Annotated in this window: 21 protein-coding genes; 19 read left to right on the top strand and 2 right to left on the bottom strand. The window is 73.9% G+C overall.

Going from position 1 to position 23,472, the window contains the following annotated elements; genetic code table 11:
- Positions 1-120 precede the first annotated feature (120 nt).
- The 13 genes from LFA75_RS22735 (at position 121) to LFA75_RS22675 (ending at position 14,557) form a co-directional block, all read left to right on the top strand.
- Complete coding sequence (locus LFA75_RS22735) at positions 121-729, top strand: class F sortase (RefSeq protein WP_225235850.1); 609 nt, start codon at positions 121-123, stop codon at positions 727-729.
- Between the two features lie 248 nt (positions 730-977).
- A complete protein-coding gene (gene kdpF, locus LFA75_RS24215; RefSeq protein ID WP_225236112.1) occupies positions 978-1,064 on the top strand; it encodes a K(+)-transporting ATPase subunit F in 87 nt (28 codons plus the stop codon).
- Positions 1,064-2,725 carry a potassium-transporting ATPase subunit KdpA gene (gene kdpA, locus LFA75_RS22725; RefSeq protein WP_225235849.1) on the top strand — a complete coding sequence of 554 codons (1,662 nt, stop codon included), beginning with the start codon at positions 1,064-1,066 and terminating at the stop codon, positions 2,723-2,725. The genes kdpF and kdpA overlap by 1 nt, the downstream gene beginning before the upstream one ends.
- Complete coding sequence (kdpB, locus tag LFA75_RS22720; protein ID WP_225235848.1) at positions 2,722-4,752, top strand: potassium-transporting ATPase subunit KdpB; 2,031 nt, start codon at positions 2,722-2,724, stop codon at positions 4,750-4,752. The genes kdpA and kdpB overlap by 4 nt, the downstream gene beginning before the upstream one ends.
- Positions 4,752-5,354 carry a potassium-transporting ATPase subunit KdpC gene (gene kdpC / locus LFA75_RS22715; RefSeq protein ID WP_225235847.1) on the top strand — a complete coding sequence of 201 codons (603 nt, stop codon included), beginning with the start codon at positions 4,752-4,754 and terminating at the stop codon, positions 5,352-5,354. Before kdpB ends, kdpC begins: the two co-directional genes overlap by 1 nt.
- A gap of 128 nt (positions 5,355-5,482) precedes the next feature.
- Entirely contained in the window at positions 5,483-7,171 is a 1,689-nt protein-coding gene (locus tag LFA75_RS22710) for a CocE/NonD family hydrolase (RefSeq protein ID WP_225235846.1), read from the top strand.
- Positions 7,172-7,343: 172 nt separating this feature from the next.
- A complete protein-coding gene (locus tag LFA75_RS22705) occupies positions 7,344-8,147 on the top strand; it encodes an ABC transporter ATP-binding protein (protein ID WP_225235845.1) in 804 nt (267 codons plus the stop codon).
- Positions 8,134-8,844 carry an ABC transporter ATP-binding protein gene (locus LFA75_RS22700; RefSeq protein WP_225235844.1) on the top strand — a complete coding sequence of 237 codons (711 nt, stop codon included), beginning with the start codon at positions 8,134-8,136 and terminating at the stop codon, positions 8,842-8,844. The genes LFA75_RS22705 and LFA75_RS22700 overlap by 14 nt, the downstream gene beginning before the upstream one ends.
- The gene (locus LFA75_RS22695) at positions 8,845-9,726 is read left to right on the top strand and encodes a branched-chain amino acid ABC transporter permease (protein ID WP_225235843.1); all 882 of its coding nucleotides are present in this window, start codon (positions 8,845-8,847) and stop codon (positions 9,724-9,726) included.
- The gene (locus LFA75_RS22690) at positions 9,726-10,841 is read left to right on the top strand and encodes a branched-chain amino acid ABC transporter permease (protein ID WP_225235842.1); all 1,116 of its coding nucleotides are present in this window, start codon (positions 9,726-9,728) and stop codon (positions 10,839-10,841) included. The genes LFA75_RS22695 and LFA75_RS22690 overlap by 1 nt, the downstream gene beginning before the upstream one ends.
- A gap of 20 nt (positions 10,842-10,861) precedes the next feature.
- On the top strand, positions 10,862-12,124 hold the full coding sequence (locus LFA75_RS22685; RefSeq protein ID WP_225235841.1) for an ABC transporter substrate-binding protein: 1,263 nt from the start codon (positions 10,862-10,864) through the stop codon (positions 12,122-12,124).
- A 115-nt stretch (positions 12,125-12,239) separates the two neighbouring features.
- Positions 12,240-13,868, top strand: coding sequence for a sensor histidine kinase (locus LFA75_RS22680; protein WP_225235840.1), 1,629 nt, complete (start codon positions 12,240-12,242; stop codon positions 13,866-13,868).
- Positions 13,865-14,557, top strand: a complete 693-nt coding sequence (locus LFA75_RS22675; protein ID WP_225235839.1) for a response regulator — start codon at positions 13,865-13,867, stop codon at positions 14,555-14,557. Before LFA75_RS22680 ends, LFA75_RS22675 begins: the two co-directional genes overlap by 4 nt.
- Positions 14,558-14,609: 52 nt before the next feature.
- Here the strand turns inward: LFA75_RS22675 and ligM are convergent, their stop codons facing one another.
- A complete protein-coding gene (gene ligM / locus LFA75_RS22670) occupies positions 14,610-16,010 on the bottom strand; it encodes a vanillate/3-O-methylgallate O-demethylase (protein WP_225235838.1) in 1,401 nt (466 codons plus the stop codon).
- Between the two features lie 269 nt (positions 16,011-16,279).
- Here ligM and LFA75_RS22665 point away from each other — a divergent pair, with 269 nt between their 5' ends.
- Together LFA75_RS22665 and LFA75_RS22660 are read left to right on the top strand one after the other, a co-directional pair.
- Entirely contained in the window at positions 16,280-16,639 is a 360-nt protein-coding gene (locus LFA75_RS22665; protein ID WP_225235837.1) for a protocatechuate 3,4-dioxygenase, read from the top strand.
- Complete coding sequence (locus tag LFA75_RS22660) at positions 16,632-17,492, top strand: class III extradiol dioxygenase subunit beta (protein WP_225235836.1); 861 nt, start codon at positions 16,632-16,634, stop codon at positions 17,490-17,492. Before LFA75_RS22665 ends, LFA75_RS22660 begins: the two co-directional genes overlap by 8 nt.
- Here the strand turns inward: LFA75_RS22660 and pabB are convergent.
- On the bottom strand, positions 17,489-19,243 hold the full coding sequence (gene pabB / locus LFA75_RS22655) for an aminodeoxychorismate synthase component I (protein ID WP_225235835.1): 1,755 nt from the start codon (positions 19,241-19,243) through the stop codon (positions 17,489-17,491). The two genes, LFA75_RS22660 and pabB, sit on opposite strands and share 4 nt — an antisense overlap.
- A gap of 203 nt (positions 19,244-19,446) precedes the next feature.
- Here pabB and LFA75_RS22650 point away from each other — a divergent pair, with 203 nt between their 5' ends.
- Genes LFA75_RS22650 through purU form a run of 4 tightly spaced genes read left to right on the top strand, consistent with a single transcriptional unit; the run spans position 19,447 to position 23,472 of the window.
- The gene (locus LFA75_RS22650) at positions 19,447-20,808 is read left to right on the top strand and encodes an aminomethyl transferase family protein (RefSeq protein ID WP_225235834.1); all 1,362 of its coding nucleotides are present in this window, start codon (positions 19,447-19,449) and stop codon (positions 20,806-20,808) included.
- Complete coding sequence (locus LFA75_RS22645) at positions 20,808-21,680, top strand: methylenetetrahydrofolate reductase (protein WP_225235833.1); 873 nt, start codon at positions 20,808-20,810, stop codon at positions 21,678-21,680. Before LFA75_RS22650 ends, LFA75_RS22645 begins: the two co-directional genes overlap by 1 nt.
- Complete coding sequence (locus tag LFA75_RS22640; RefSeq protein ID WP_225235832.1) at positions 21,677-22,603, top strand: bifunctional 5,10-methylenetetrahydrofolate dehydrogenase/5,10-methenyltetrahydrofolate cyclohydrolase; 927 nt, start codon at positions 21,677-21,679, stop codon at positions 22,601-22,603. Before LFA75_RS22645 ends, LFA75_RS22640 begins: the two co-directional genes overlap by 4 nt.
- Complete coding sequence (purU, locus tag LFA75_RS22635) at positions 22,600-23,472, top strand: formyltetrahydrofolate deformylase (RefSeq protein WP_225235831.1); 873 nt, start codon at positions 22,600-22,602, stop codon at positions 23,470-23,472. The genes LFA75_RS22640 and purU overlap by 4 nt, the downstream gene beginning before the upstream one ends.

Here is a 23,472-nt window from a genome sequence, read left to right as displayed (position 1 = left end):
CGGCGGGGGAGCGGGCACCGGGGCCGGACGGGGCGGCAGCAGCACCACCGGCTCCGGCGGCTACTCCCAGGTCGCCGTCGTCCCGGTCGGCTCCGTGGACACCGGCGACGGCTCCACCGCGTGACCCGGCTGTCGCACCGCCTGCGCCCGGCGGTGCTCGCCGCGGTCGCCGCGGTGCTGCTGGCCGGGTGCGAGTCCGGGGCGCCGGCCCCGTCCGCCGGGGGGCCGGCCACGAGCTCGTCGCCGGTCGCCGGGCCCACCACCGCGGCCCCGCCGGTGCTGCCGGCCTCCCAGCCGCTGCGGGTGCGGGTGCCGGCGATCGGCGTGGACTCCGAGCTGGTGGACCTGGGCATCGAGCCCGACGGCACGCTCGAGGTCCCGGCCGAGGGGTTCCCCGCGGGCTGGTTCACCGGCTCGCCCACCCCCGGTGAGCGGGGCCCGGCGGTGCTGGCCGGGCACGTCGACTGGGCCGGCTCGCCCGGGGTGTTCGCCGACCTGCTCGACGTCGTCGCCGGCGACACCGTGCTCGTCGACCGCGCCGACGGCAGCACGGCCACCTTCGTGGTCACCCAGGTGGACCAGGTGGCCAAGGCCGACTTCCCGACCGCCGAGGTCTACGGCGACCTCGGCCACGCCGGCCTGCGGCTGATCACCTGCGGCGGCGAGTTCGACTCCTCGACCGGGGACTACCTGGACGACGTCGTCGTCTACGCCGACCTGGTCGGCTGACCCCCACCTGATCGGGCACCGCCGCCGTCAGGACGGCGTCAAGACCTCCGCCGTCGGGCGTCAAGGACCCGTCAAGACGCCCCGCGGCGTGCCCGGGCGCTCCTAGCGTCGCCGACTGCGAGGGCACCGGCGACGGGTCGGGCCCCGGAGTGGGATGAGGGACCTGGCGTGACCGACGTGGTCTACGTGCTCCTGACGCTGGCGGTCTTCGGGCTGCTGGCGCTCGCCGTGCGCGGGGTGGAGCGGCTGTGATCGAGACCTGGGTCGGACTGGCCGTCGCGGTGGGCCTGGTGGCGTACCTGCTGGCGTCCCTGCTGTTCCCGGACCGGTTCTGATGTCCGGGGCCGCAGCCGGGTGGCTGCAGGTCGGGCTGCTCGTGGTGGCGCTGGCCGTCGTCCACAAGCCCCTGGGCGACTGGACGGCGCGGGTGTTCACCAGCCCGGCGCACTGGCGGGCGGAGAAGCTGGTCTACCGCGCGGTCGGGGTCGACCCCGGCTCGGACCAGCGCTGGCCGGTCTACCTGCGCAGCGTGCTGGCCGTGTCGGTGGTCGGCGTGCTGCTGCTCTACCTGCTGCAGCGCGTGCAGGGCCTGCTGCCGCTGGACAACGGCATGGCGCCGGTGGAGCCCTCCAGCGCCTGGAACACCGCCGTCAGCTTCGTGACCAACACGAACTGGCAGGGCTACGCCGGCGAGTCGACGATGGGCCACCTGGTCCAGATGGCCGGCCTGGCGGTGCAGAACTTCGTGTCCGCCGCGGTCGGGCTGGCCGTGCTGGCCGCCCTCGTGCGCGGGTTCGTCCGGCAGGGCACCGACCGGCTGGGCAACGCCTGGGTGGACATCACCCGCTCGATCACCCGGCTGCTGCTGCCGCTGGCCGTCGTGGCCACCGTGGTGATGGTGCTCGGCGGCGTGGTGCAGAACCTGCACTCGGGCACCGACGTGACCACCCTGGCCGGGGGTAGCCAGTTCGTCCCGGGCGGGCCGGTCGCCTCCCAGGAGGCGATCAAGGAGCTCGGCACCAACGGCGGCGGGTTCTTCAACGCCAACTCGGCGCACCCCTTCGAGGGGCCGACCGCCTGGGTCTCGCTGTTCCAGGTCTTCCTGCTGCTGGTCATCCCGTTCTCGTTGCCGCGCACGTTCGGCCGGATGGTCGGCGACCGCAAGCAGGGCTTCGCGATCCTCGGCGTCATGGCCACCCTGGCCACGATCAGCCTGACCCTGATGACGGTGTTCCAGGCCCGCGCCGGGGGTGCGGCCACCCAGCTCGCCGGCGGCGCGCTGGAGGGCCAGGAGGTCCGCTTCGGCGGCCCGCTGTCCTCGCTGTTCGCCACCGCCACCACGCTGACGTCGACCGGGGCGATCAACACCCAGCACGACAGCCTCACCCCGCTGGGCGGGATGGTCGCCCTGTTCAACATGATGCTGGGCGAGGTCGCGCCGGGCGGGGTGGGCTCGGGCCTCTACGGGATGCTCGTGCTGGCCGTCGTCGCCGTCTTCGTGGCCGGCCTGATGGTCGGCCGGACGCCGGAGTACCTGGGCAAGAAGCTCGGCCGCCGGGAGATGACCCTCGCGTCGCTCTACATCCTCACCACCCCGACGATCGTGCTGGTCGGGACCGCGGTCGCCATCGGCACCGCCGCCGGCCGGGCCGGCATGCTCAACGACGGACCGCACGGCCTCACCGAGGTGCTCTACGCCTTCACCTCCGCCGGCAACAACAACGGCTCGGCGTTCGGCGGGCTCAGCGCCGACACGACGTTCTACAACACCGCGCTGGGCCTGGCCATGGCCCTCGGCCGCTTCGTGCCGATCGTGCTGGTCGTCGCCCTGGCCGGCCGGCTCGCCGAGCAGGGCCGCACCCCGGTCACCGCCGGCACCTTCCCCACCCACCGCCCGCTGTTCGCCGGGCTGCTCACCGCCGTCGTCCTCGTGGTCGTCGGTCTCACCTACTTCCCGGTGCTGGCACTGGGACCGCTCGCCGAAGGACTCTCATGACCGCCCCCGTCCTGGACCGGGCCCCCGCGGAACGCCCGCAGGCCCGCCCGACGATCGAGTGGCGCCCGGCGCTGACCGGCGCCGTCGCCAAGCTCGACCCCCGCGGACTGGTCCGCCAGCCCGTCGTCTTCACCGTCTGGGTCGGCTCGGTGTTCTCCACCGTGCTGGCCGTGCTGCACCCCTCGGTCTTCGGCTGGTCGATCGCGGTCTGGCTGTGGCTGACCGTGCTGTTCGCCAACGTCGCCGAGGCCGTCGCCGAGGGCCGCGGCAAGGCGCAGGCCGCCTCGCTGCGCAACGCCAGGACGACGACCGTCGCCGTCCTGGAGGACGGCCGCGAGGTGCCGGCCGCCGACCTCGTCCCCGGCGACCGGGTGGTCGTCGTCGCCGGGCAGGTCATCCCCGGGGACGGCGACGTCGTCGAGGGCATCGCCAGCGTCGACGAGTCCGCGATCACCGGGGAGTCCGCCCCCGTCATCCGGGAGTCCGGCGGCGACCGGTGCGCGGTGACCGGCGGGACGACGGTGCTCTCGGACCGGGTCGTCGTGCAGATCACCAGCAAGCCGGGGGAGACCTTCGTCGACCGGATGATCGCCCTGGTCGAGGGCGCCTCCCGGCAGAAGACCCCCAACGAGACGGCGCTGAACATCCTGCTGTCCTCGCTGACCATCGTCTTCGTCCTGGCCGTGGTGACCCTGCAGCCCTTCGCGGTCTACTCGGGTGCCGGTCAGTCGACGACGGTGCTCATCGCGCTGATCGTCTGCCTGATCCCGACCACCATCGGGGCGCTGCTGTCCGCGATCGGCATCGCCGGGATGGACCGGCTGGTGCAGCGCAACGTGCTGGCGATGAGCGGGCGGGCCGTCGAGGCCGCCGGCGACGTCGGCACCCTGCTGCTGGACAAGACCGGCACGATCACGCTGGGCAACCGGCAGGCGGCGTCCTTCCGCCCGGTCGGCGACGCCACCGAGGCCGAGGTCGCCCAGGGCGCGGTGCTCGCCTCGCTGGCCGACGAGACGCCCGAGGGCCGGTCGGTCGTCGTCCTCGGCGGGGGAGCGGTGCCCCGCCCGGACGGCGCGACCTTCGTGGAGTTCACCGCGCAGACCCGGATGAGCGGGGTCGACCTGCCCGGCGGCCGGCAGCTGCGCAAGGGTGCCGCCGCGGCGGTGCAGGCCTGGGTCCGGTCGCTGGACGGCCCGGTGCCCCCGGACGTCGCCCCGCTGGTCGCCGAGGTCGCCGAGGCCGGCGGGACGCCGCTGCTGCTGGCCTCGGCCGGCCCGGACGGTGCGCGGGTGCTGGGCGTGATCGAGCTCAAGGACGTCGTCAAGCCCGGCATGCGGGAGCGCTTCGACGAGCTGCGCCGGATGGGCATCCGCACCGTGATGATCACCGGCGACAACGAGGCCACCGCCCGGGCCATCGCCGCCGAGGCCGGGGTGGACGACGTCCTGGCCGAGGCGACGCCGGAGGACAAGCTCGCGCTGATCGCGAAGGAGCAGTCCGGCGGACGCCTGGTGGCGATGACCGGCGACGGCACCAACGACGCCCCCGCGCTGGCGCAGGCCGACGTCGGGGTGGCGATGAACACCGGGACGTCGGCGGCCAAGGAGGCCGGCAACATGGTCGACCTGGACTCCGACCCGACGAAGCTCATCGAGATCGTCGCGATCGGCAAGCAGCTGCTCATCACCCGCGGCTCGCTGACCACGTTCTCCATCGCCAACGACCTGGCCAAGTACTTCGCGATCCTGCCGGCCATGTTCGCCCCGGCGTTCCCGGGGCTGGACGCGCTCAACGTCATGCGGCTGTCCTCGCCGGAGTCGGCGATCCTCTCGGCCGTCGTGTTCAACGCGTTGATCATCATCGCGCTGGTGCCGCTGGCCCTGCGCGGCGTGCGGTACCGGCCGGGCTCCGCCTCGGCGATGCTGCAGCGCAACCTGCTGGTCTACGGCCTGGGCGGCGTCGTGCTGCCCTTCGTCGGGATCAAGCTCATCGACCTCCTCGTCTCCCTCATCCCCGGGATCGCGTGATGCCCAGTCCTCGTCCGGGCCGCCAGCTGGTGGCCGCCGTCCGTGCCCTCCTCGTGGCCACCGTCGTACTCGGCGTCGGCTACCCGCTCGCCATGACCGGCATCGCCCAGGTCATCGCCCCCTCCGCGGCCGACGGGTCGCTGGTCAGCACCGCCGACGGCACCGTGGTCGGGTCCTCGCTGCTCGGCCAGGGCTTCGTGGACGCCGACGGCGCCCCGCTGCCGCAGTACTTCCAGTCCCGGCCCTCGGCCTCGGACTGGGACGGCCGCGCCTCCGGCGGGTCCAACCTCGGCCCGAACTCCGCCGAGCTCGCCGACACCGTCGCCCAGCGCCGCACCGCGGTGGCCGCCTTCAACGGCGTGCCCGAGGCCGACGTGCCGGCCGACGCCGTCACCGCCTCGGCCTCGGGCCTGGACCCGGGCATCTCCCCGGCGTACGCGGCCATCCAGGTCGCCCGGGTCTCCCGGGAGCGGGGGGTGCCCGAGGCGGAGGTGCAGCAGCTGGTCGCCGCGGCCACCACGGGTCGGGACCTCGGCTTCATCGGCGCCCCGTACGTCGACGTGCTGGAGCTCAACCTGGCCCTGGACCGCGAGCTCGGCTGACACCCGGGTCGGCCGACGGTCGGCGGACGCGACGGATGACGCTGGTGGGCACGCCGACCGGTGGCCGACGGTGCTGGGACGGGGCGGGACAGCGCCCCCGTCACCACCCGCGGACCCACGGAGCACCGATGCAGCCAGCCGAGCACCCCGACGACCCCGGCCGCTACCTGTTCCGGCCGCCGCGCAGCACACCGGCCTCGCGCGGCGGGCGCCCGCCGGAGCACCGGTTCGAGAACCGGCCGGGGATGGTGATCGAGAAGGACATCGCCGTCCCGTTCGGGGACGGCGGGGAGGTGTTGTACGTCGACGTCTACCGGCCCGACACCGATGTCCCGGCCGCGCCGCTGGTGAGCTGGTCGCCCTACGGCAAGCACAACCCGGCCCCGATCGGGCAGATCTACCCCGGCAGCGGCGTGCGGCCGGAGTGGACGTCGGACCTGACCACCTTCGAGGCGCCGGACCCCGAGTACTGGGTGCCGCACGGCTACGCGCTCGTGCTCGCCGACGTCCCCGGCACCTGGTACTCCGAGGGCCGGGCCACCTACCACTCGCCGGAGGAGGCGCGGGCGTTCGCCGACGTCGTCGAGTGGGCCGGCACCCAGCCCTGGAGCGCCGGGAAGGTGGGCCTGTCCGGCGTCTCCTACCTGGCCAGCCTGCAGTGGTTCGTCGCGGCCCTGGACCCGCCGCACCTCGGGGCGATCAACCCCTCGGAGGGCTGGAACGACACCTACCGCGAGGTCGCCCGGCACGGGGGCATCCCGGAGACCTCCTTCTGGCCCTACATCTGGGAGCGGTGGGGAGCCGGCACGACCGAGGTCGAGGACCTCGAGGCCGAGACGGCGGCCCATCCCTGGTTCGACGGCTTCTGGGCCAGCAAGACACCGGACCTGGAGGCCGTCCGGGTGCCGGCCTACGTCGTCGCCGGGTGGGCCGACCAGGGACTGCACCTGCGCGGCACGCTGGAGGGGTTCCGGCGGCTCGGGTCGGCCGAGAAGTGGCTGGACGTGCACGGCCGCAAGAAGTGGTCCTACTACTACGAGCCGGAGAACGTCGAGCGCCAGCGCGCCTTCTTCGACCACTTCCTGCTCGGCCGCGGGCCGGGGCCGGCGTCCTGGCCGCGGGTGCGCGCCGAGGTCCGCGAGTCCTACGGCGAGGCGACCTGGCGGGAGTCCGACCGCTGGCCGCTGGACGTCGAGCCCCGCCGGCTGCACCTGGACGCCGTCGCCGGGTCGCTGGGCTGGGACGCACCGGCGGGGGAGGGCGCGGTCTCCTACGACGGGCTGGGCAGCGGGCTGGCGCCGCGCCGGGTGACCTTCGCGGTGACGTTCGACGAGCCGGTCGAGCTGGTCGGTGGCGTGCGCGCCGTGCTGCACGTGTCCACCGACGGGGCCGAGGACGCCGACCTCTTCCTCGCCCTGGTCAAGCTCGACGCCGTGGGCACCCCGGTCGGGTTCGCGCACTACGGGCAGTTCGAGGACGGCCCGGTGGCCCAGGGCTGGCTGCGCGCCTCGCACCGGGAGCTGGACGACGAGCGCTCCACCGACCTGCACCCGGTCCTGGCCCACCGCCGGGCACTGCCGCTGGTGCCCGGGGAGCCGACCCGCCTGGACATCGAGGTCTGGCCCTCGGGCACCCGGTTCGAGGCCGGCGAGCAGCTGCTGCTCGTCGTGCAGGGCAGCGATGTCATGCGCTACCCGGAGCACCTGACCTACGCCCGGCACACCGACACGGTGAACGTCGGCCGCACCACCGTGCACACCGGCGGCCGGCACGACTCCCACCTGCTGGTCCCGGTGGTGCCGGCCGCGGGGACCTGACGGGCACAGCCGGCGCACGGCCGGCACCCAGGACGAATGTCGCACCCGACCACGTCAGGACCGGACGGTCGGGTCGGGACATTGCGGTGGTCCGGGTCACACGGGCCCGACCGTAGCGTCGCCCCCGACCGCCAGTACGCCGGCGGACGACGACGATGTCGGAGGGCGACGCATGACGGCACCACCTGCCCCGGACGCGATGCTGAGCGTGCGGGGGGTGTCCCTCCGCTTCGGCGGGATCACCGTGCTCGACGACGTCTCCTTCGACGCACCGCGCGGCGGCATCCTCGGCCTGGTCGGACCCAACGGCGCCGGCAAGACCTCGCTGTTCAACTGCATCAGCGGGCACTACCAGCCCGCGGCCGGCTCGATCCTGGTCGACGGCACCGAGACCGTCCGCACGCCGGCCTGGCGGATGGCCCGGCTGGGGCTGGCCCGCACCTTCCAGCACCCCGCGCTGCGGCTGGACGCCACCGTGCTGGAGAACGTGCTGCTCGGCGCGCACTCCTGGCTGCCCGGCGGCCCGGTCGCCTGGGCGCTGCGGTTGCCCACCACCCGCCGGCACGAGCGCGAGGCCCGCGCCCGCGCTCTGGAGCTGGTCGAGCGCACCGGCCTGGGCTGGGCCGCGCACACCCGCGCCGACGAGCTCTCGCACGGGCTGCACAAGGGCGTGGAGCTGTGCCGGGCCCTGCTGGCCCGCCCGAAGCTGCTGCTGCTCGACGAGCCGGCGGCCGGCCTCTCGCACGCCGAGGTGGAGCAGCTCATCGGCACCGTCCGCGCGGTGCGCCAGGAGTTCGACCTGACCGTCGTCGTCGTCGAGCACCACATGGGCCTGATCTCCGCGCTGACCGACCGGGTCGTCGTCCTGGACCACGGCGCCAAGCTCATGGAGGGCACGGCCGCGCAGGCGCAGTCGGACCCCCGGGTGGTCGAGGCCTACCTGGGCAAGGAGGTGGGCGCCGGTGAGCCTGCTTGAGCTGGACGGCGTCAGCGCCTCCTACGGCCACGCCGACGTGCTGCACGGGGTCTCCTTCGTGCTGCCGGACAACGGGGCCACCGGTCTGCTGGGCGCCAACGGCGCCGGGAAGACCACGACCCTGCGGGCGATCAGCGGGATGGTCCGCACCACCGGCCGGATCGTGTTCGACGGCCGCGACATCACCGGGCTCGGCCCGGACCGGACGGCGGCCCTCGGCATCGCCCACGTCCCCGAGGGCCGCGGCACGCTGGGCCAGCTCAGCGTCCGGGAGAACCTGCTGGTCGGGGCCTACCGGCGGCGCGACCGCAAGCAGATCGCGGTCGACGTCGACTACTGCCTGGACCTGTTCCCCAACCTGCGGGAGCGGGTGGGGTCCAACGCCGCGGCCCTGTCCGGCGGCGAGCAGCAGATGCTCGCCGTCGCCCGGGCGTTCATGGCCAAGCCGCGGGTGATGCTGCTGGACGAGGCCTCGCTCGGCCTGGCCCCCAGCACCGCCCGCCGCGTGTACGACGCCGTCGTCCGGCTCCGGCGGGAGGCCCAGGTGGCGATGGTCGTGGTCGAGCAGAACGCGAACCTGGCCTTCTCCGTGGTCGACGACGCGACCGTGCTGGAGACCGGCCGCGTCGCGCTGCAGGGCAGCAGCGCCGAACTGCTCGGCATGGACGCCGTCCGCCGCGCGTACCTGGGAGGTTAGGTGTCCTACTTCGTCCAAGTCGTGGTCGACGGGTTGTCCAACGGGGCGATCTACGCGGCCCTGGCCCTGGCCATCGTGCTCGTGCACCGGGCGACCGGGCTGGTGAACTTCGCGCAGGGCGGCATGGCGGTCGCGGCCACCTTCGTCGCGTTCGCCCTCACCCGCGCCGGTGTGCCGGTCCTGCTCGCGCTGCTGGCCGCGGTGGTGTTCGGCTTCGTCCTCGGCGCGCTGCTCGAGCGCGGCGTGATGCGGCACTTCGAGCGCGGTGACCCCGACACCGCGGTGGTCGCCACCATCGCGCTGCTGGTGCTGCTCACCGGGGCGTCGGCGTTCTTCTTCGGCTACGAGCCGCAGCCCTTCCCGTCGCTGTTCCCCAACCGCACCTTCGAGGTCCTCGGGGTGTTCGTCAGCTTCCGGTCGATCGGCACGATTCTCGTGCTCATCGCGGTGATGGTCGGCCTGCAGCTGCTGTTCCGGTCCACCAAGCTCGGCCTGGCCATGCGCGCGGTGGCCGACAACCCGGAGTCCTCCGCGCTGTCGGCGCTGCCGGTCAGCCGGTTGCTGATGATCGGGTGGGGGCTGGCCGCCGGGCTCGGCGCGGTCGCCGGGGTGCTCGTGGCCCCGCAGCTGTTCATCAGCCCCGGGATGCTCGACTTCGTCCTGGTCTACGCCCTCGCCGCGGCCATCCTCGGCGGGCTGGACTCCCCGGTCGGCGCGGTCGTGGCCGCGGCCTTCATCGGCGTCGCGGAGAACCTGGCCGGGGCCTACCTGGACGTCGTCGGCGACGACCTGAAGATCGCGGTGCCCTTCGTCGCGGTCATGGTGATCCTGGTCGTCCGGCCGCAGGGCCTGTTCGGCCGGAAGACCACGGTGCGCGTCTGATGGCCACCGCCACCCGTCCGGCCCCCGCGGCCACCACCACGCCGCCGCGGTCCGTCGTCACCCGCGCGGCCGCCGCCGTCGCCGGCCTCGCCGTCGCCGTGGTGCTGGTCGTCGCGCCGCTGGTGTCCAGCCCGTACATCAACTTCCAGCTCGCCTCGATCATGGTCTTCGCGGTCGCGCTGCTGGGCCTGAACGTGATCATGGGGTACACCGGCCAGGTCTCCCTCGGCCAGAGCGCGTTCCTCGGCCTGGGCGCCTACATCACCGCCTACGGGGTGCTGAACGACTGGCCGATCGCGCTGTCGCTCCTGCTCTCGGCCGTCGTCCCCGCCGCGGTCGGCATGCTCGTCGCGCTGGCCGCGGCCCGGCTGCGCGGGCTCGCGCTGGCGATGATCACCCTGGCGCTGCCGATCATCGGCGTCCCGCTGGCCCGGCGCTTCGACGGCTTCACCGGCGGCTCGCAGGGCCAGGTCGTCAGCTGGCTGCGCGCCCCGGAGTCCCTGGGGCTGGCCAACGACCAGTGGCGGTACTACGTCGTCGCGGTCATCGCGCTGGTCGCCTTCCTCCTGGTCCGCAACCTGGTGCGCGGACGCATCGGCCGGTCCTTCGCGATCGTCAAGGAGAACGAGGCGGTCGCGCTGTCCATGGGCGTCTCGCCGTACCGCACGAAGGTGCTGGCGTTCACGATCGCGTCGGCCCTGGGCGGGCTGTCGGGCTTCATGTACCTGGCCGTCGTGCAGTACACCTCGCCCGAGACGCTGGTCTTCGCCACCTCGATCAACCTGGTCGCGGCCATGGTGATCGGTGGATCGGCCAGCATCGTCGGCACGGCGCTGGGCGCCCTGTACTACGTGCTGGTGCCGGTGCTCGCCGGCCAGGTCAACTCCTCGCGCACCGCGCTGATCTCCGGCGCCGTCCTGCTCGCCGTGCTCTTCGTGCTGCCGGCCGGGCTGGTGTCCCTGCCCCGCCGGCTGGCCCGCCGCCGGTCGGCCCGCCGGGGCACCCGCACGGCCCCGCACGACACCGCGGACGACGCGGCGACCCCCACATCCACCGACGGGTCAGCACCTGCGGTGCCCGCCCCGGCGGCGACCACGACGGACCAGCACCCGTGAACCCCAGGAAGGGCGACCCCATGACCTCAACCCCCCACACCGTGCGCGCCGGCGCACTGGTGGCCACGGCGAGCATCGCCGTGCTGCTCGTGTCCGGGTGCACCCGCGCGGAGTCCTCGGGCGGTCTCGGCGGTGACGGGTCCAGCCCGGGCATCACCGACGACTCGATCAGCATCGGCATCAGCAGCCCGCTCAGCGGCCCGACCGCCGGCCCGGGCTCGTGCACCGTGGCCGGCCTGGCCGCCTACATCGAGGCGCAGAACGCCGACGGCGGGTTCGAGTTCGGCGACGGCAACACCCGCCAGGTCGAGTTCACCTACCTGGACGACGTCTACGACCCGGCCCGGGCGGTGTCGAACTTCCGGCAGCTCACCGACCAGGGGATCTTCGCCTACGTCGGTGCCCTGGGCACGCCCACCAACGCGGCCGTCATGCCGATCGCCGAGGAGGAGGAGGTGCCCCAGGTCCTGCTCACCACCGGTGCCCGCACCTTCTCCGAGGACCAGGAGGCGCACCCCTGGACCACCGGGTTCGTGCCGACCTACGCCACCGAGGGCCGGGCGTTCGGCGAGCTGCTGGTGGCGGCCGACCGGCCGATCACCGTGGCGACGCTGGCCCAGAACGACGACTTCGGGCAGAGCTACCTCGACGGCTTCACCGAGGCCACCGAGGGCAGCCAGGTGGAGGTCGTCGCCTCCGCGACCTACGAGCCCACCGACACCACCCTGGACTCCCAGGTGACCGAGCTGGCCGCCAGCAACGCCGACGTCCTGCTCAGCGCGGTGTCGGTGACCCCGCTGCAGGTCGGCGTGCTGACCAAGGCGCAGTCCCTGGGGTGGCTGCCGAGCATCTTCCTGCCGTCGAACACCTCGACGCCGGGCACGATCCTGCAGCCCGGCGGCGCCGAGGCCTACCCGGCGGTCTTCACCCCGTCGTTCTCCAAGAACCCCAACTCCCCGGCGTTCGCCGAGGACGAGGACGTGCAGGCCTACAACGCGGCCTTCGAGGAGTACGGCTCGCAGATCGCCACCACCTACACCCCGCACTGCACCTGGAGCTACGCCGAGGGCGCCGTGCTGGCCGAGGCCTTCGCGGGCATGGAGGAGCCCACCCGGGAGTCGTTCATGACCGCACTGCGGTCGATCAGCGACTTCCAGGCGCCGATGCTGCTCGACGGCATCACGGTGGACACCACCAGCGACGACGAGGCGGCCATCTCCACCGTCGAGCTCGTCCGGTACGACGCCGGCACCGGTGGCTTCGCGCCGGTCGACGGCTTCTGAGCCACCCGTGGTCGGGGCCGGGGTGCACGGCTGTGCATCCTGGTCCCGACCCGGGCCCGCCACCCGGTCCCCGCGGCGACCGCCGCGGGCCAGCGCCCGTGCCGAGGAGGCGTCCGTGCACCCCACCGTGGACCGCGCCGCACCGGCACCGCCTGCGCCGCACGACTGGGCGGAGGTCGCTCGCCGGGCTCCCGACGGGCTCGCGGTGGTCGACGCCGACGGCCGGTGGCTGCAGCTGAACCCGACCGCCGAGGAGCTGTGCGACGTGCCGGCCGCGGCGCTGGTCGGCACCGCGTCGCCGTTCCGCCCCACCCCGGCGGTCTCCCCGCAGGGGCAGGGCCACGGCCTGCTGGACGACGACGGCGCCGAGCTGGTCTGCAGCTGGACCGGCGGCCGGACGACGGGGGTGCGGGAGTTCGCCTACCGCACCCACCTGCTCGACGCCGGCACGGGGGAGCGGGTGGTGTCCTTCCGGGACGCCACCGCCGAGCGGCACCGCCGTCGCCGCGTGGCCGCCCTGGCCCGGGCCTCGGCCGGGCTGGCCGCGGAGGGTTCGGTGCCCGCCACCCTGGACGCCCTCGCCCGGGAGGTGCTGCGGGCCGACGCGCTGGCCGGCGTGCAGATCCTGAGCATGGACGAGGCCGGCTCCGGGCTGCGGATCATGGGCCAGGCGGGGTTCCCGCACTGCCCGGACTTCTTCGACCGGCTGCTGCAGTGCGGCCGGCAGGGCGCCCGGCTCACGATCTTCGAGGCGTTCGAGCGGCTCGAGCCGGTCGTCGTCCCCGACCGGTGGGCCAGCCTGCGCGACGACCCGGCCTGGGCCCCGCTGCACGAGTACCTGGGGCAGTCGGACTGGAGCTGGTTCGCCAGCGTCCCGCTGACCATCCGCGGCCGGCCGGCCGGGGTGCTCAACGCCTACCTGTCACCGGGCCAGGTGGTGGGCAACCAGACCCTGGAGTTCCTCACCGCGATGGCCGAGCAGGCCGCCGTGGCGCTGGACCACGCCGCGCTGCTGCAGGCCGAGCGGGAGCTCGCCCGCCGGGAGGAGCGCCAGCGGCTGGCCCGCGACCTGCACGACAGCATCGTGCAGCAGGCGTTCTCCATCGGCATGCAGGCCAAGGTGCTGGGCATCGTCGCCGCCCGCGGTGAGGTGCCCACCGACCGGGTGCGCAGCATCGCCCAGGAGATCGGCGTGCTCTCGCAGACCGTCCTGGCCGACCTGCGGGCGATGGTGCACGAGCTGCGGCCGCTGTCCTCGACCTCGCTCGGGCTGGAGGAAGCGCTGCGCGCGCTGGCCGAGAGCACCACGAACCGGACCGGCATGCGGGTCGGCCTGCAGGTCGGGGCCGGGGTGGACACCCTGCCCACCGACATGGCCGAGGACGTCTACCGGATCGTCGCCGAGGCGCTGCACAACGTGGTCAAGCACGCGGAGGCCGGCCGGGTCACCGTGCGGGTCGCGCTGCGGCACGGCTCGACGGTCAGCCTCACGGTCACCGACGATGGCCACGGCATGCCCGGCGGAGCACCCGGCACCCCGGACCGGCGCGAGGGCTACGGCCTGACGAGCATGCGCGAGCGGGCCGCGCGGTGGGGCGGCAGCCTGACCGTGGGCCCGCGGACCCGGGGTGCCGCCGGCACCTCCGTGCGCGCCGTCGTCCCCCTGCCCGACCCGCGGGCCGCCGCGGACCTCACCCGGGCCGGGTTGCCGGCGCCGGGCCCTGCACCGGATGGAGCCCCGTGACCGCACCGACCCCCGACGACGGCGAACCGGCCGACCCGGTCGTCCGCGTCCTCATCGTCGACGACCACGCCGTCGTCCGCCGCGGCATCCGGGCGTACCTGGAGGTGCTCGACGACCTCGAGGTGACCGCCGAGGCCGCGAACGGGGTGGAGGCGCTGTCCAAGCTCGGTGCGCTGTCCGCGCACGGCGAGCTGCCCGACGTCGTCCTCGTCGACCTGCTCATGCCCAAGATGGACGGCGTGGCCACCACGGCCCGGATCCGGGAGCTCTACCCCGAGCTGCGCACCGTGGTGCTGACCAGCTTCGGCGAGATGGAGCGGGTGCACGCCGCGCTGGCCGCCGGTGCCTCGGGCTACCTGCTCAAGGACGCCGAGCCGACCGAGGTGGTCGCCGCCATCCGCGCGGCCGCCCGCGGCGAGGTGTTCCTGGACCCCGCGGTGGCCCGGCAGCTGACCCAGGAGATGGTGTCCCCGCCGACCGGCCTGGGCTCCCTGACCGCCCGGGAGCGGGACGTGCTGGCGCTGGTGGCGCACGGCCGGTCCAACCAGGAGATCGCCGACGATCTGGTGATCAGCGAGCGGACAGCCCGCACCCACGTCAGCAACGTGCTGCGCAAGCTGCAGCTGACCTCGCGGACCCAGGCCGCGCTGGTCGCCGTCCGGCAGGGGCTCGTCCCACCGCAGGCGTGAGTGGTGCAGGCGTGAGCGGTGCGGGCCCCGCGGGGCCCGCACCGCCGGGTGCTCAGCTCGCGCTGGTGCGCCAGCCCTGCTGGTAGGTCTCCCGCGCCATGGCGGCGTACGGGGTGGGGCTGACGATCGCCCGCACGGAGAACTGCTCGTGCGGCTGCACGGTGGTCTTGCGCGAGCCGCCGTCGGGCTCGCCCCAGACCACGGTGACCTCGGCGCCCAGCGGGACGTCGGGGGCCACGGTCGCCAGGGACAGCGCGGTGCGCTCGTTGGCGCTGTAGCCGGTGAACATCGACAGCCCGACGACGGTGCCGTCGGCGTCCAGGACCGAGTCGAAGTTCGACGAGCCGTAGTTGGCGTTGGGCAGGTCGAAGAACTGGTAGCCCGGGCCCGGACGCACCGGCGAGGCGAGCAGTTCGGCGACGTCGTCGGCGTTCCAGGCCAGGGTGACCTTGCGGCGCTGCGTCGTCGGGTCGATCGCCTCCAGCGCGCTGCGGCCGATGAAGTCGTGGTCGAACTTGACGAAGTTGCCGTACCCGAGCTCCCACGGATTCGTGTAGTAGTCGGTGATGTCGTCGGAGACGAAGCTGCCGGCCAGGGCGTTGGTGGCCTCGTAGCCCTGCGCGGGCAGCCACTCGCGGTAGGCCCGCAGCTCCTCGCCGGTGTAGATCGCCGGCAGCGGGGAGGGGATCCAGCCCGACTCCAGGGTGTTGCAGCTGTAGGCGCGGGCACCGGCGGGCTCCAGGCCGAACTCGGCCCCGGCCTCCAGGATGGCCTCGCGGACGACGTCGTAGCTGTCGTACGGGCCCCAGATCTCCAGCCCCGGGGCGCCGGCCATGCCGTGCCGCAGCGTGCGGATCTCCTGGCCGGCGATGGTCATGGTGCCCATCCGGAAGAACTTGACCTTGTCGACGGTGCCGCCGTTGACCTTCTCGATGACCTCCCAGGCGCGCGGGCCCTGGATCTGGAAGCGCCAGACGTCCCGGGTGACCTGCTTGCCGTAGGGCCGCGAGGGGGAGCGGGGGTCGTTGCGGACGTCGACGTCGTAGCCGCCGGTCTCGGCCTGGAACATCAGCCAGTTGGCCACCGGGGCGCGGCCGACGTAGACGAACTGGTCCTCGGCCAGGCGGAAGAGGATGCCGTCGCCGATGACGCCGCCGTCGGGGGAGACCGGGACGAACTGCTTGGCCGAGTCGACCGGGAAGACCGCGGTGCTGTTGATCCCGGTGTCGGTGAACAGCTTCAGCGCGTCGGCGCCCGAGACCCACAGGTTGGTCATGTGGTGGGACTGGTCGAACAGCACGGCGGTCTGCTGCCAGGCGGTGACCTCGCGGCGGAAGTTCGTGAACTCCGAGGGCACGACGGGGTAGATGTAGGTGCCCAGCTGGGAGTTGCGCAGCAACTCCACGGTGCCGCCCGACTGGTCCAACACGTCCTGCAGGTTCGTGGCTGTCATGTCCTACCCGTTCTGGTCGCTGCTGCCCCGGTGACCACGGTCGGGTCCCCTCCCTGACGCTAGGGACCCCGGGGACGCGGCGGACCCGAGGAATGGCGGGGGATCGGCGTCGGACGCGACGCGTCCGGGCAGGACAGATGTCGCGTGCGGCACCCCCGCTGCGGCGGGCACGGTCGGGACGTCCAGGCGGTGCACGGCCGCCCCCGTGGTCCTAGCGTCGACGGCACGCCGCACCACGGCGACCGCGCCACCGGCACCAGGGAGCCCGCATGACCAGCCCGAGCAGCCCCACCGCGGCGGAGACCTACCTGTTCGACGGCCCCAGCAGCCGGCGCGGGCGGGCGATGAACAAGCTGTTCATGTCCCTGCGCGACGAGCAGGCCCGGGCCACGTTCCTGGCCGACGAGACGGCGTACTGCGCCCGGTTCGCGCTGAGCCCGGAGCAGACGCGGGCCGTGCTGGACCGGGACTGGCAGGCGATGCTCGACCTGGGCGGCAGCATCTTCTACATCTACAAGCTGGCGCTGATGGACGGGCTGTCCATGCAGTACCTCGGTGGGGTCTTCACCGGGATGACCGAGGCGGACTTCAAGGCCGCCATGCTCGCGGGAGGACGCACCGATGTCTGAGGTCATCTGGGGTCTGGGGACCTCGCACGTGCCGTCGATCGGGGCGGCCATGGACCGCGGCATGACCGCCGAGCCGGTCTGGGCCCCCCTCTTCGAGGGCTACCGGCCGGCCCGGGAGTGGCTGGCCGACCACACGCCCGACGTCGCGGTGCTGATCTACAACGACCACGCCAACGGCGTCGACCTGGACATCGTGCCGACGTTCGGCATCGGCACCGCCGACCGGTACACCGTGGCCGACGAGGGGTTCGGCAAGCGCCCGGTGCCCGACGTGCTGGGTCATCCGGAGCTGTCGTTCCACCTGCTGCAGCAGCTGGTCGACGAGGGGTTCGACCTCACCGTCTTCGGCGAGCTGGACGTCGACCACGGCTTCACCGTGCCGCTGTCGGTGTGGACGCCGGACCCCGGGGACGCCTGGCCCTGCCCGGTCATCCCGATCATGGTCAACGTCATCCGCTACCCGCAGCCCACCGCGGCCCGCTGCTACGCCCTCGGCCAGGCCCTCGGCCGGGCGCTGGCCAGCTTCCCGGAGGACATCACGGTCGGCGTGCTGGGCACCGGCGGCATGTCGCACCAGCTCGCCGGCACCCGGGCGGGATTCATCAACCCGACCTTCGACCACATGTTCCTCGACGCCATCCAGCACGACCCGCAGAAGCTGGCCGCGATGACCCGCGAGGACTACATCCGCGAGGCCGGGTCCGAGGGCATCGAGCTGATCATGTGGCTGGTCATGCGCGGGGCGATGAACGCCGAGATCACCAAGGTGCACTCGGCCTACCACGTGCCGGCGTCCAACACCGCCGCCGGCCTGGCCCTGTTCGACAACCGCGCGCCGGTCGCCGCCGGCTAGACCAGGGTGGCCGGCTCCCAGCCGCGCAGCGCGTTCAGCACGGCGAGGCCCTCGGCCCGGACCAGGTCGTCCGGGACGAGGGCCCGCTCGCGCAGCCGGCCGGACGCCACGGCGGCGGCGCGGGCCACCCCGGGCAGGCAGCCGCCGCCCAGCGGCGGGGTCCACCAGACGCCGTCCAGCCGGACGGCGAGGGTGGCCCGGCAGGTCTCGGTGACCTCGCCGCGGGTGTTCACCAGCACCATGTCGTCGGCCCCGGGGTGCCGGGCCAGCCGGGTGTCGTAGGGCGCCCGCAGCGTCGTCTTGTGGTGTGGCCAGCAGACGGTCTCGTCGACCGGCTCGTCGTCCACGGCCAGCCGGACCAGGTCGCGCGGGGCGGGCAGGCCGGCCAGGTCCACGGCGACCTCGCCGTCGGGTCCGCAGCGCAGCCGGACCCGGGCGTCCCCGGCACCGGCCAGCGCCTGCTGCAGGGCGGCCTCCACCGCCGGGACGTCGAGGCGGAACCCGAAGTAGGCCGCCGAGTCGGTGAGCCGGGCGCGGTGGCCGGGCCAGGCGACCAGCCCGCGGCCGGCCTCGTGCCGCATCGTCTCCAGCAGCTCGAAGGCCGCCGGCGGGGCGGCCAGGATCCGGGCCTTGGTCTCCAGCTCGGCGTACTCCGCCTCTGCCTCGGAGCTCCAGGTGATGCCCCCGCCGACGCCGTAGACCGCCGTCCCGGCCGACCGGTCGACCACGGCGGTCCGGATGGCGACGGTGAACCGGGCGTGCGCCGCCGGCCCCACGTACCCGACGGCCCCGCAGTAGACGCCGCGCGGGCCGGGCTCGAGCTCGGTGATCAGCGCCGTCGTCGACGTCTTGGGCGCCCCGGTGATCGACCCGCACGGGAACAGCGCGGTGAACAGGTCGACCAGCCCGGTGCCCGGGCGGAGCTGCGCCCGGACCTCCGAGGTCAGCTGGTGCACCGTGGGGTAGCGCTCGGCCGACAGCAACCGGGTGACCTCGACCCCGCCGACGACGGCCACCTGGGCCAGGTCGTTGCGGACCAGGTCCACGATCATCACGTTCTCGGCGCGCTCCTTCGGGCTGGCCAGCAGCGCGGCCCGGGCCAGCTGGTCGGCCGCGGTGGTCGGGCCCCGCGCGGCGGTGCCCTTCATCGGCGCCATCACCACCTGGTCGCCGTCCCGGGTGAAGAACAGCTCCGGGCTGGCGCTGGCGACGGCGAACCGGCCGGTGTCCAGGTAGGCGTTGCCGCTCCCGCGCTGGGCCAGCGCCAGGTCGGCGTACAGGCTCAACGGGTCGCCGGCGGTGCGGGCGCGCAGCCGGGTGGTGAGGTTGACCTGGTAGGTGTCCCCGGCGGCGATCCGTTCGCGGACGGCGGCCACCGCGGCGGCGTGCGTGGCCCGGCCCGCGTCGGCGACCCACGGGCCGGTGCGGTGCCCGGTGCCGGCGTCGGCGGTGATCGGCGGGCCGGCCTCGGGGGCGTCGTCCACGACGCCGAACCAGACCAGCGGCAGCCCCTCCTCGGGCGGGTGCACCGGCAACCCGGCCCCGAGCCCCGCCGCCGCCTCGTAGGCGACGAACCCGGCCGCCCAGGAGCCCTGTGCGCACGCCTGCTCCACCGCGGCGAGCACGCCGGGGACCTCGGCCGGGGTCCAGGCGGCCAGCACCCGCGGCGGGGTGCTGAACAGCAGGGCCTGCCCGGCGACCAGGTCGTCGAACCGCGCCCAGCAGGGGTCGGGCGCAGCGGGGACGGACACCGGACCATCGTGGTCGACGGCCGTCGGCGGCGGATCGTCGCTCTGCGCGCCCGGGCTACGTCACATGCCCTACCCGGGGCACGACGGCCGCCCACCGAGGTCCGGTCATCCGCGCGATCCTCCGAGACCGGTGCCGTCCCTACCGTCGAACCAGGTCAGGTGCCGGGTCCCCGGCGCCGCCCCCGAGGGAAGGCCACCCGCAGATGACGTCCGAGTCCCTGGCAGCCGCCGTCGACCGCGCCGGCTCCCCGGTCGAGCTGCTGCGGCACTCGGCGGCCCGGGCCATGACGTTCCCGGTCGCGCCGGAGTTCACCAACTGGCGCTCGGAGCAGCGGGCCTGGGCGGAGACCTGCGCCCTGCTGGACCAGTCGCACCACATGACCGACCTGTTCCTGTCCGGGCCCGGCGCGCTGGACCTGCTGCGCGGGCTGGCGGTGAACTCCTTCGAGGGCTTCGGCGTGGACAAGGCCAAGCAGTTCGTGGCGGTCAACCCCGACGGGCAGCTGATCGGCGACGCGATCCTCTTCCACCTGGAGGACGAGCTGTTCGACCTGGTCGGCCACCCGATGGTCATCGACTGGGTGCTGTTCCACCTGCAGCGCGGCGACCACGACGTCACCGCCGAGCGCGACGACAACTCCGCCGTCCGCACCGACGGCCCGCCCCGCCTGTACCGCTACGAGCTGCAGGGGCCGACCGCGGCCGCCGTCCTCGAGCAGGCCACCGGCGCGCCGCTGCCGGACACGAAGTTCTTCCACATGGCCACCTTCACCGTCGACGGCGCCACCGTGCGGGCGCTGCGGCACGGCATGGCCGGCCAGCCCGGCTTCGAGCTGTTCGGGCCCTGGGCCGACGGCGAGCGGGTGCTGCAGGCGCTGCTGACCGCCGGCGCCGACCACGGCCTGGTCCGGGCCGGCGCCAAGGCCTACTCCACGGCCAACCTGGAGTCCGGGTGGGTGCCCGCCCCGATCCCGGCGGTCTTCGGCGACGACCCGCTGCTGCAGGAGTACCGGGAGTGGCTGCCGGCCTCGGCGATCGGCGCGATCGGCGGCAGCGTGGACTCCGCCGACATCGCCGACTACTACCTGACCCCCTACGACCTGGGCTACGACCGGAACGTGAAGTTCGACCACGACTTCGTCGGCCGGGCGGCACTGGAGGCGCTCGCGGTCGCCCCGCCCAGGCGAAAAGTCACCCTGGTGTGGCACCCCGAGGACGTCGCCGCGGCCATGGGATCGCTGGTCGAGGAGGGCCCGGGCGCGAAGTACCTGGACCTGCCCAAGATCCGCTACGCGCTGCACCAGGAGGACCAGGTGTTGCTCGACGGCCGGCCGGTCGGCGTCTCCCTGGACTGCGGCTACATCGCCAACGAGCGGGTGATGGTCTCCCTCGCCGCGGTGGACCTGGCCTGCGCCGAGCCCGGCACCGAGGTCGTCGTCCGCTGGGGCGAGGAGCCGAACTCGCGCAAGCCGCAGGTCGAGGAGCACCGGGTGGTCGACATCCGCGCCACGGTGGCCCAGGCCCCCTACGTCCAGTTCGCCCGCAGCAGCTACCGGGACCGGTGATGGCCGTGGTCTCCCGCCCGGACGCCGGGCTGCCGCGGGCCGGCCGGGCCCAGCTCGCCGCCGCCCTCCGCGACGCCACCTACGAGGTGCTGCCCTTCAAGACGGCCGAGGACAAGGTGCTGGCCGACGTCCCCACCGACGTCGCGCTCACCGTCACCACCACCGAGGCCAAGGGCCTGGGCCCGACCGTGGACCTCGCCGTCCGGCTGACCGCCGCCGGGTACCGGGCCGCGCCGCACCTGGCGGCCCGGCTGGTCCGGGACCGGGCGCACCTGGCCGACCTGGTGGCCCAGCTGCGCGAGGCCGGCGTCGACCGGGTCTTCGTGATCGGCGGGGACGCCGCCGAGCCGGCCGGTGACTTCACCGACGCCCTCGGCCTGCTGGAGGCCCTGGACGAGATGGGCCGCCCGTTCAGCACGGTCGGGATCGGCGGCTACCCGGAGGGGCACGGCAGCATCGCCGACGAGCTCGTCGAGCGCGCGCTGGAGGCCAAGGCCGAGCACGCCACCCAGGTCATCACCCAGCTGTGCTTCGACGCCGCGACCACCGTGCGGTGGGCCCGCACGGCCTACGAGCGCGGGGTCACCCTGCCGGTCCGGGTGGGCATCCCCGGGGCGATCAGCCGGCAGAAGCTGATCCGGGTGTCGGCCGGCCTCGGCCTGGGCCAGTCCGCCCGGTTCCTGAAGAAGCAGCAGAACATGTTCTGGCGGTTCTTCCTGCCCGGCGGCTACAGCCCGGACAAGCTGATCCAGCAGCTGACCCCGGCCTTCGGCGTCCCGGGCAGCGGGCTCGAGGGCCTGCACGTGTTCACCTTCAACGAGCTGGACACCACCGAGGCCTGGCGGCAGCGCTGGCTGGCCCGGCTCCCGTGACCGCCCAGCTCATCGACGGCCGCGCCTGCGCCCGCGCCCTGCGCGAGGAGCTGGCCGTCGACGTCGCCGCGCTGCGCCGGGACGGCGTGGGCATCGGCCTGGCCACCCTGGCGGTCGGCCAGGAGTACGGGGCCGGCGCCTACGAGCGACGGCTGCGCCGGTTGGCCGGCGAGCTGGACGTGCCCTACCGGCACCGCGCGCTGGACGGCGCGACCACCCTGCCCGAGGTCCTGGCCGAGGTGGCGCTGCTGAACGCCGACCCGGCCGTCTCCGGGATCCTGGTGCTGCGCCCGCTGCCGGCGCACCTGGACGAGTCCGTGGTGTTCCGGGCCATCGACCCGACCAAGGACATCGAGAGCGTGCACCCGGAGAACGCCGGCCTGCTGGCCCTGGGCGTGCCCCGCTTCGTGCCGTCCACCGCGGCGTCGGTGTTCCACCTGCTCGACACCTGGCTGGACTCGGTGGGGGAGGACCGCACGGACTTCTACCACCGGGCGAACATCGTCGTGGTCGGCCGCTCGAACAACGTGGGCAAGCCCGCGATCAGCCTGGGCTACGCCCGGCAGGCCACGGTGCAGTCGGTCGACGAGTGGGCCGACCGGACCACCGGCATCGGCCGGCACACCCGGTGGGCCGACGTGCTGGTGGTCGCCGCGGGCAAGGCCGGACTGATCAGGGCCGAGCACGTCAGCGAGGGCGCCGTCGTCATCGACGTCGGCATCAACGCCCGGACCGGCCCGGACGGCGTCGTCCACATGGTCGGCGACGTCGACTTCGCCTCGGTGGCCCCGCGGGTACGGGCGATCACCCCGGTCCCCGGCGGCGTCGGCCCGGTCACCGACGTCTGGCTGCTGCGCACCACCGTCACCGCGGCCCGGCTCGCCGCCGGGCAGCCCGCCCCGTCCCTGCTGGAGGTGCCATGACCCCGCCCCTGGGCGCGCAGCACGGCGTGCTGCTGCTGCACTGCCCCGACGCCCCCGGCATCGTGCACGCGGTCAGCGGCCTGCTGGTGGACCTGGACTGCACCATCGTGCAGAGCGGCCAGTTCGGCAGCCCCAGCACCGGTGAGTTCTTCCTGCGCGTGGAGTTCGCCCGGGTCGACGGCGCCCCGCTGGACCTGCCGGCCATCCGGGCGGCCGTCGAGCCGCTGGCGGAGCGGTTCGGGATGACCTGGACCCTGGCCGACCGGAACCACCGGCCGCGCGTGGTGATCATGGTGAGCAGGTTCGCCCACTGCCTGCACGACCTGCTCTTCCGCGCCTCCGTGGGTGAGCTGGGCATCGAGGTCGTCGCGGTGGTGTCCAACCACCCGGACCTGGGCCGGGTGGCCGACAGCTTCGGCGTGCGGTTCGTGCACATCCCGGTCACGCCGGACACCAAGGCCGACGCCGAGGCGCAGCTGCTCGAGCTGGTGGAGCGCGAGGAGGTCGAGCTGGTCGTGCTGGCCCGGTACATGCAGATCCTCAGCGACGGCCTGTGCCGCGCGCTGGCCGGCCGGGCGATCAACATCCACCACTCGATGCTGCCCAGCTTCAAGGGCGCCCGGCCCTACCACCAGGCCCACGCCCGCGGCGTGAAGTTCATCGGCGCCACCGCGCACTACGTCACCGCCGACCTCGACGAGGGTCCGATCATCGAGCAGGAGCTCATCCGGGTCGACCACTCCCACGGTCCCGACGACCTGGCCGCCCGCGGCCGGGAAGCCGAGAGCCGGGCGCTGGCCCGCGCGGTCCGCTGGCACACCGAGACCCGGGTCGCGGTGGTGGGCAACCGGACCGTCGTCTTCGGCTGA

This window comes from Klenkia terrae, assembly GCF_900491935.1.
GTDB classification, from domain to species: Bacteria; Actinomycetota; Actinomycetes; order Mycobacteriales; family Geodermatophilaceae; genus Klenkia; species Klenkia terrae.
This window is presented reverse-complemented; position numbering and strand designations above follow the sequence as displayed.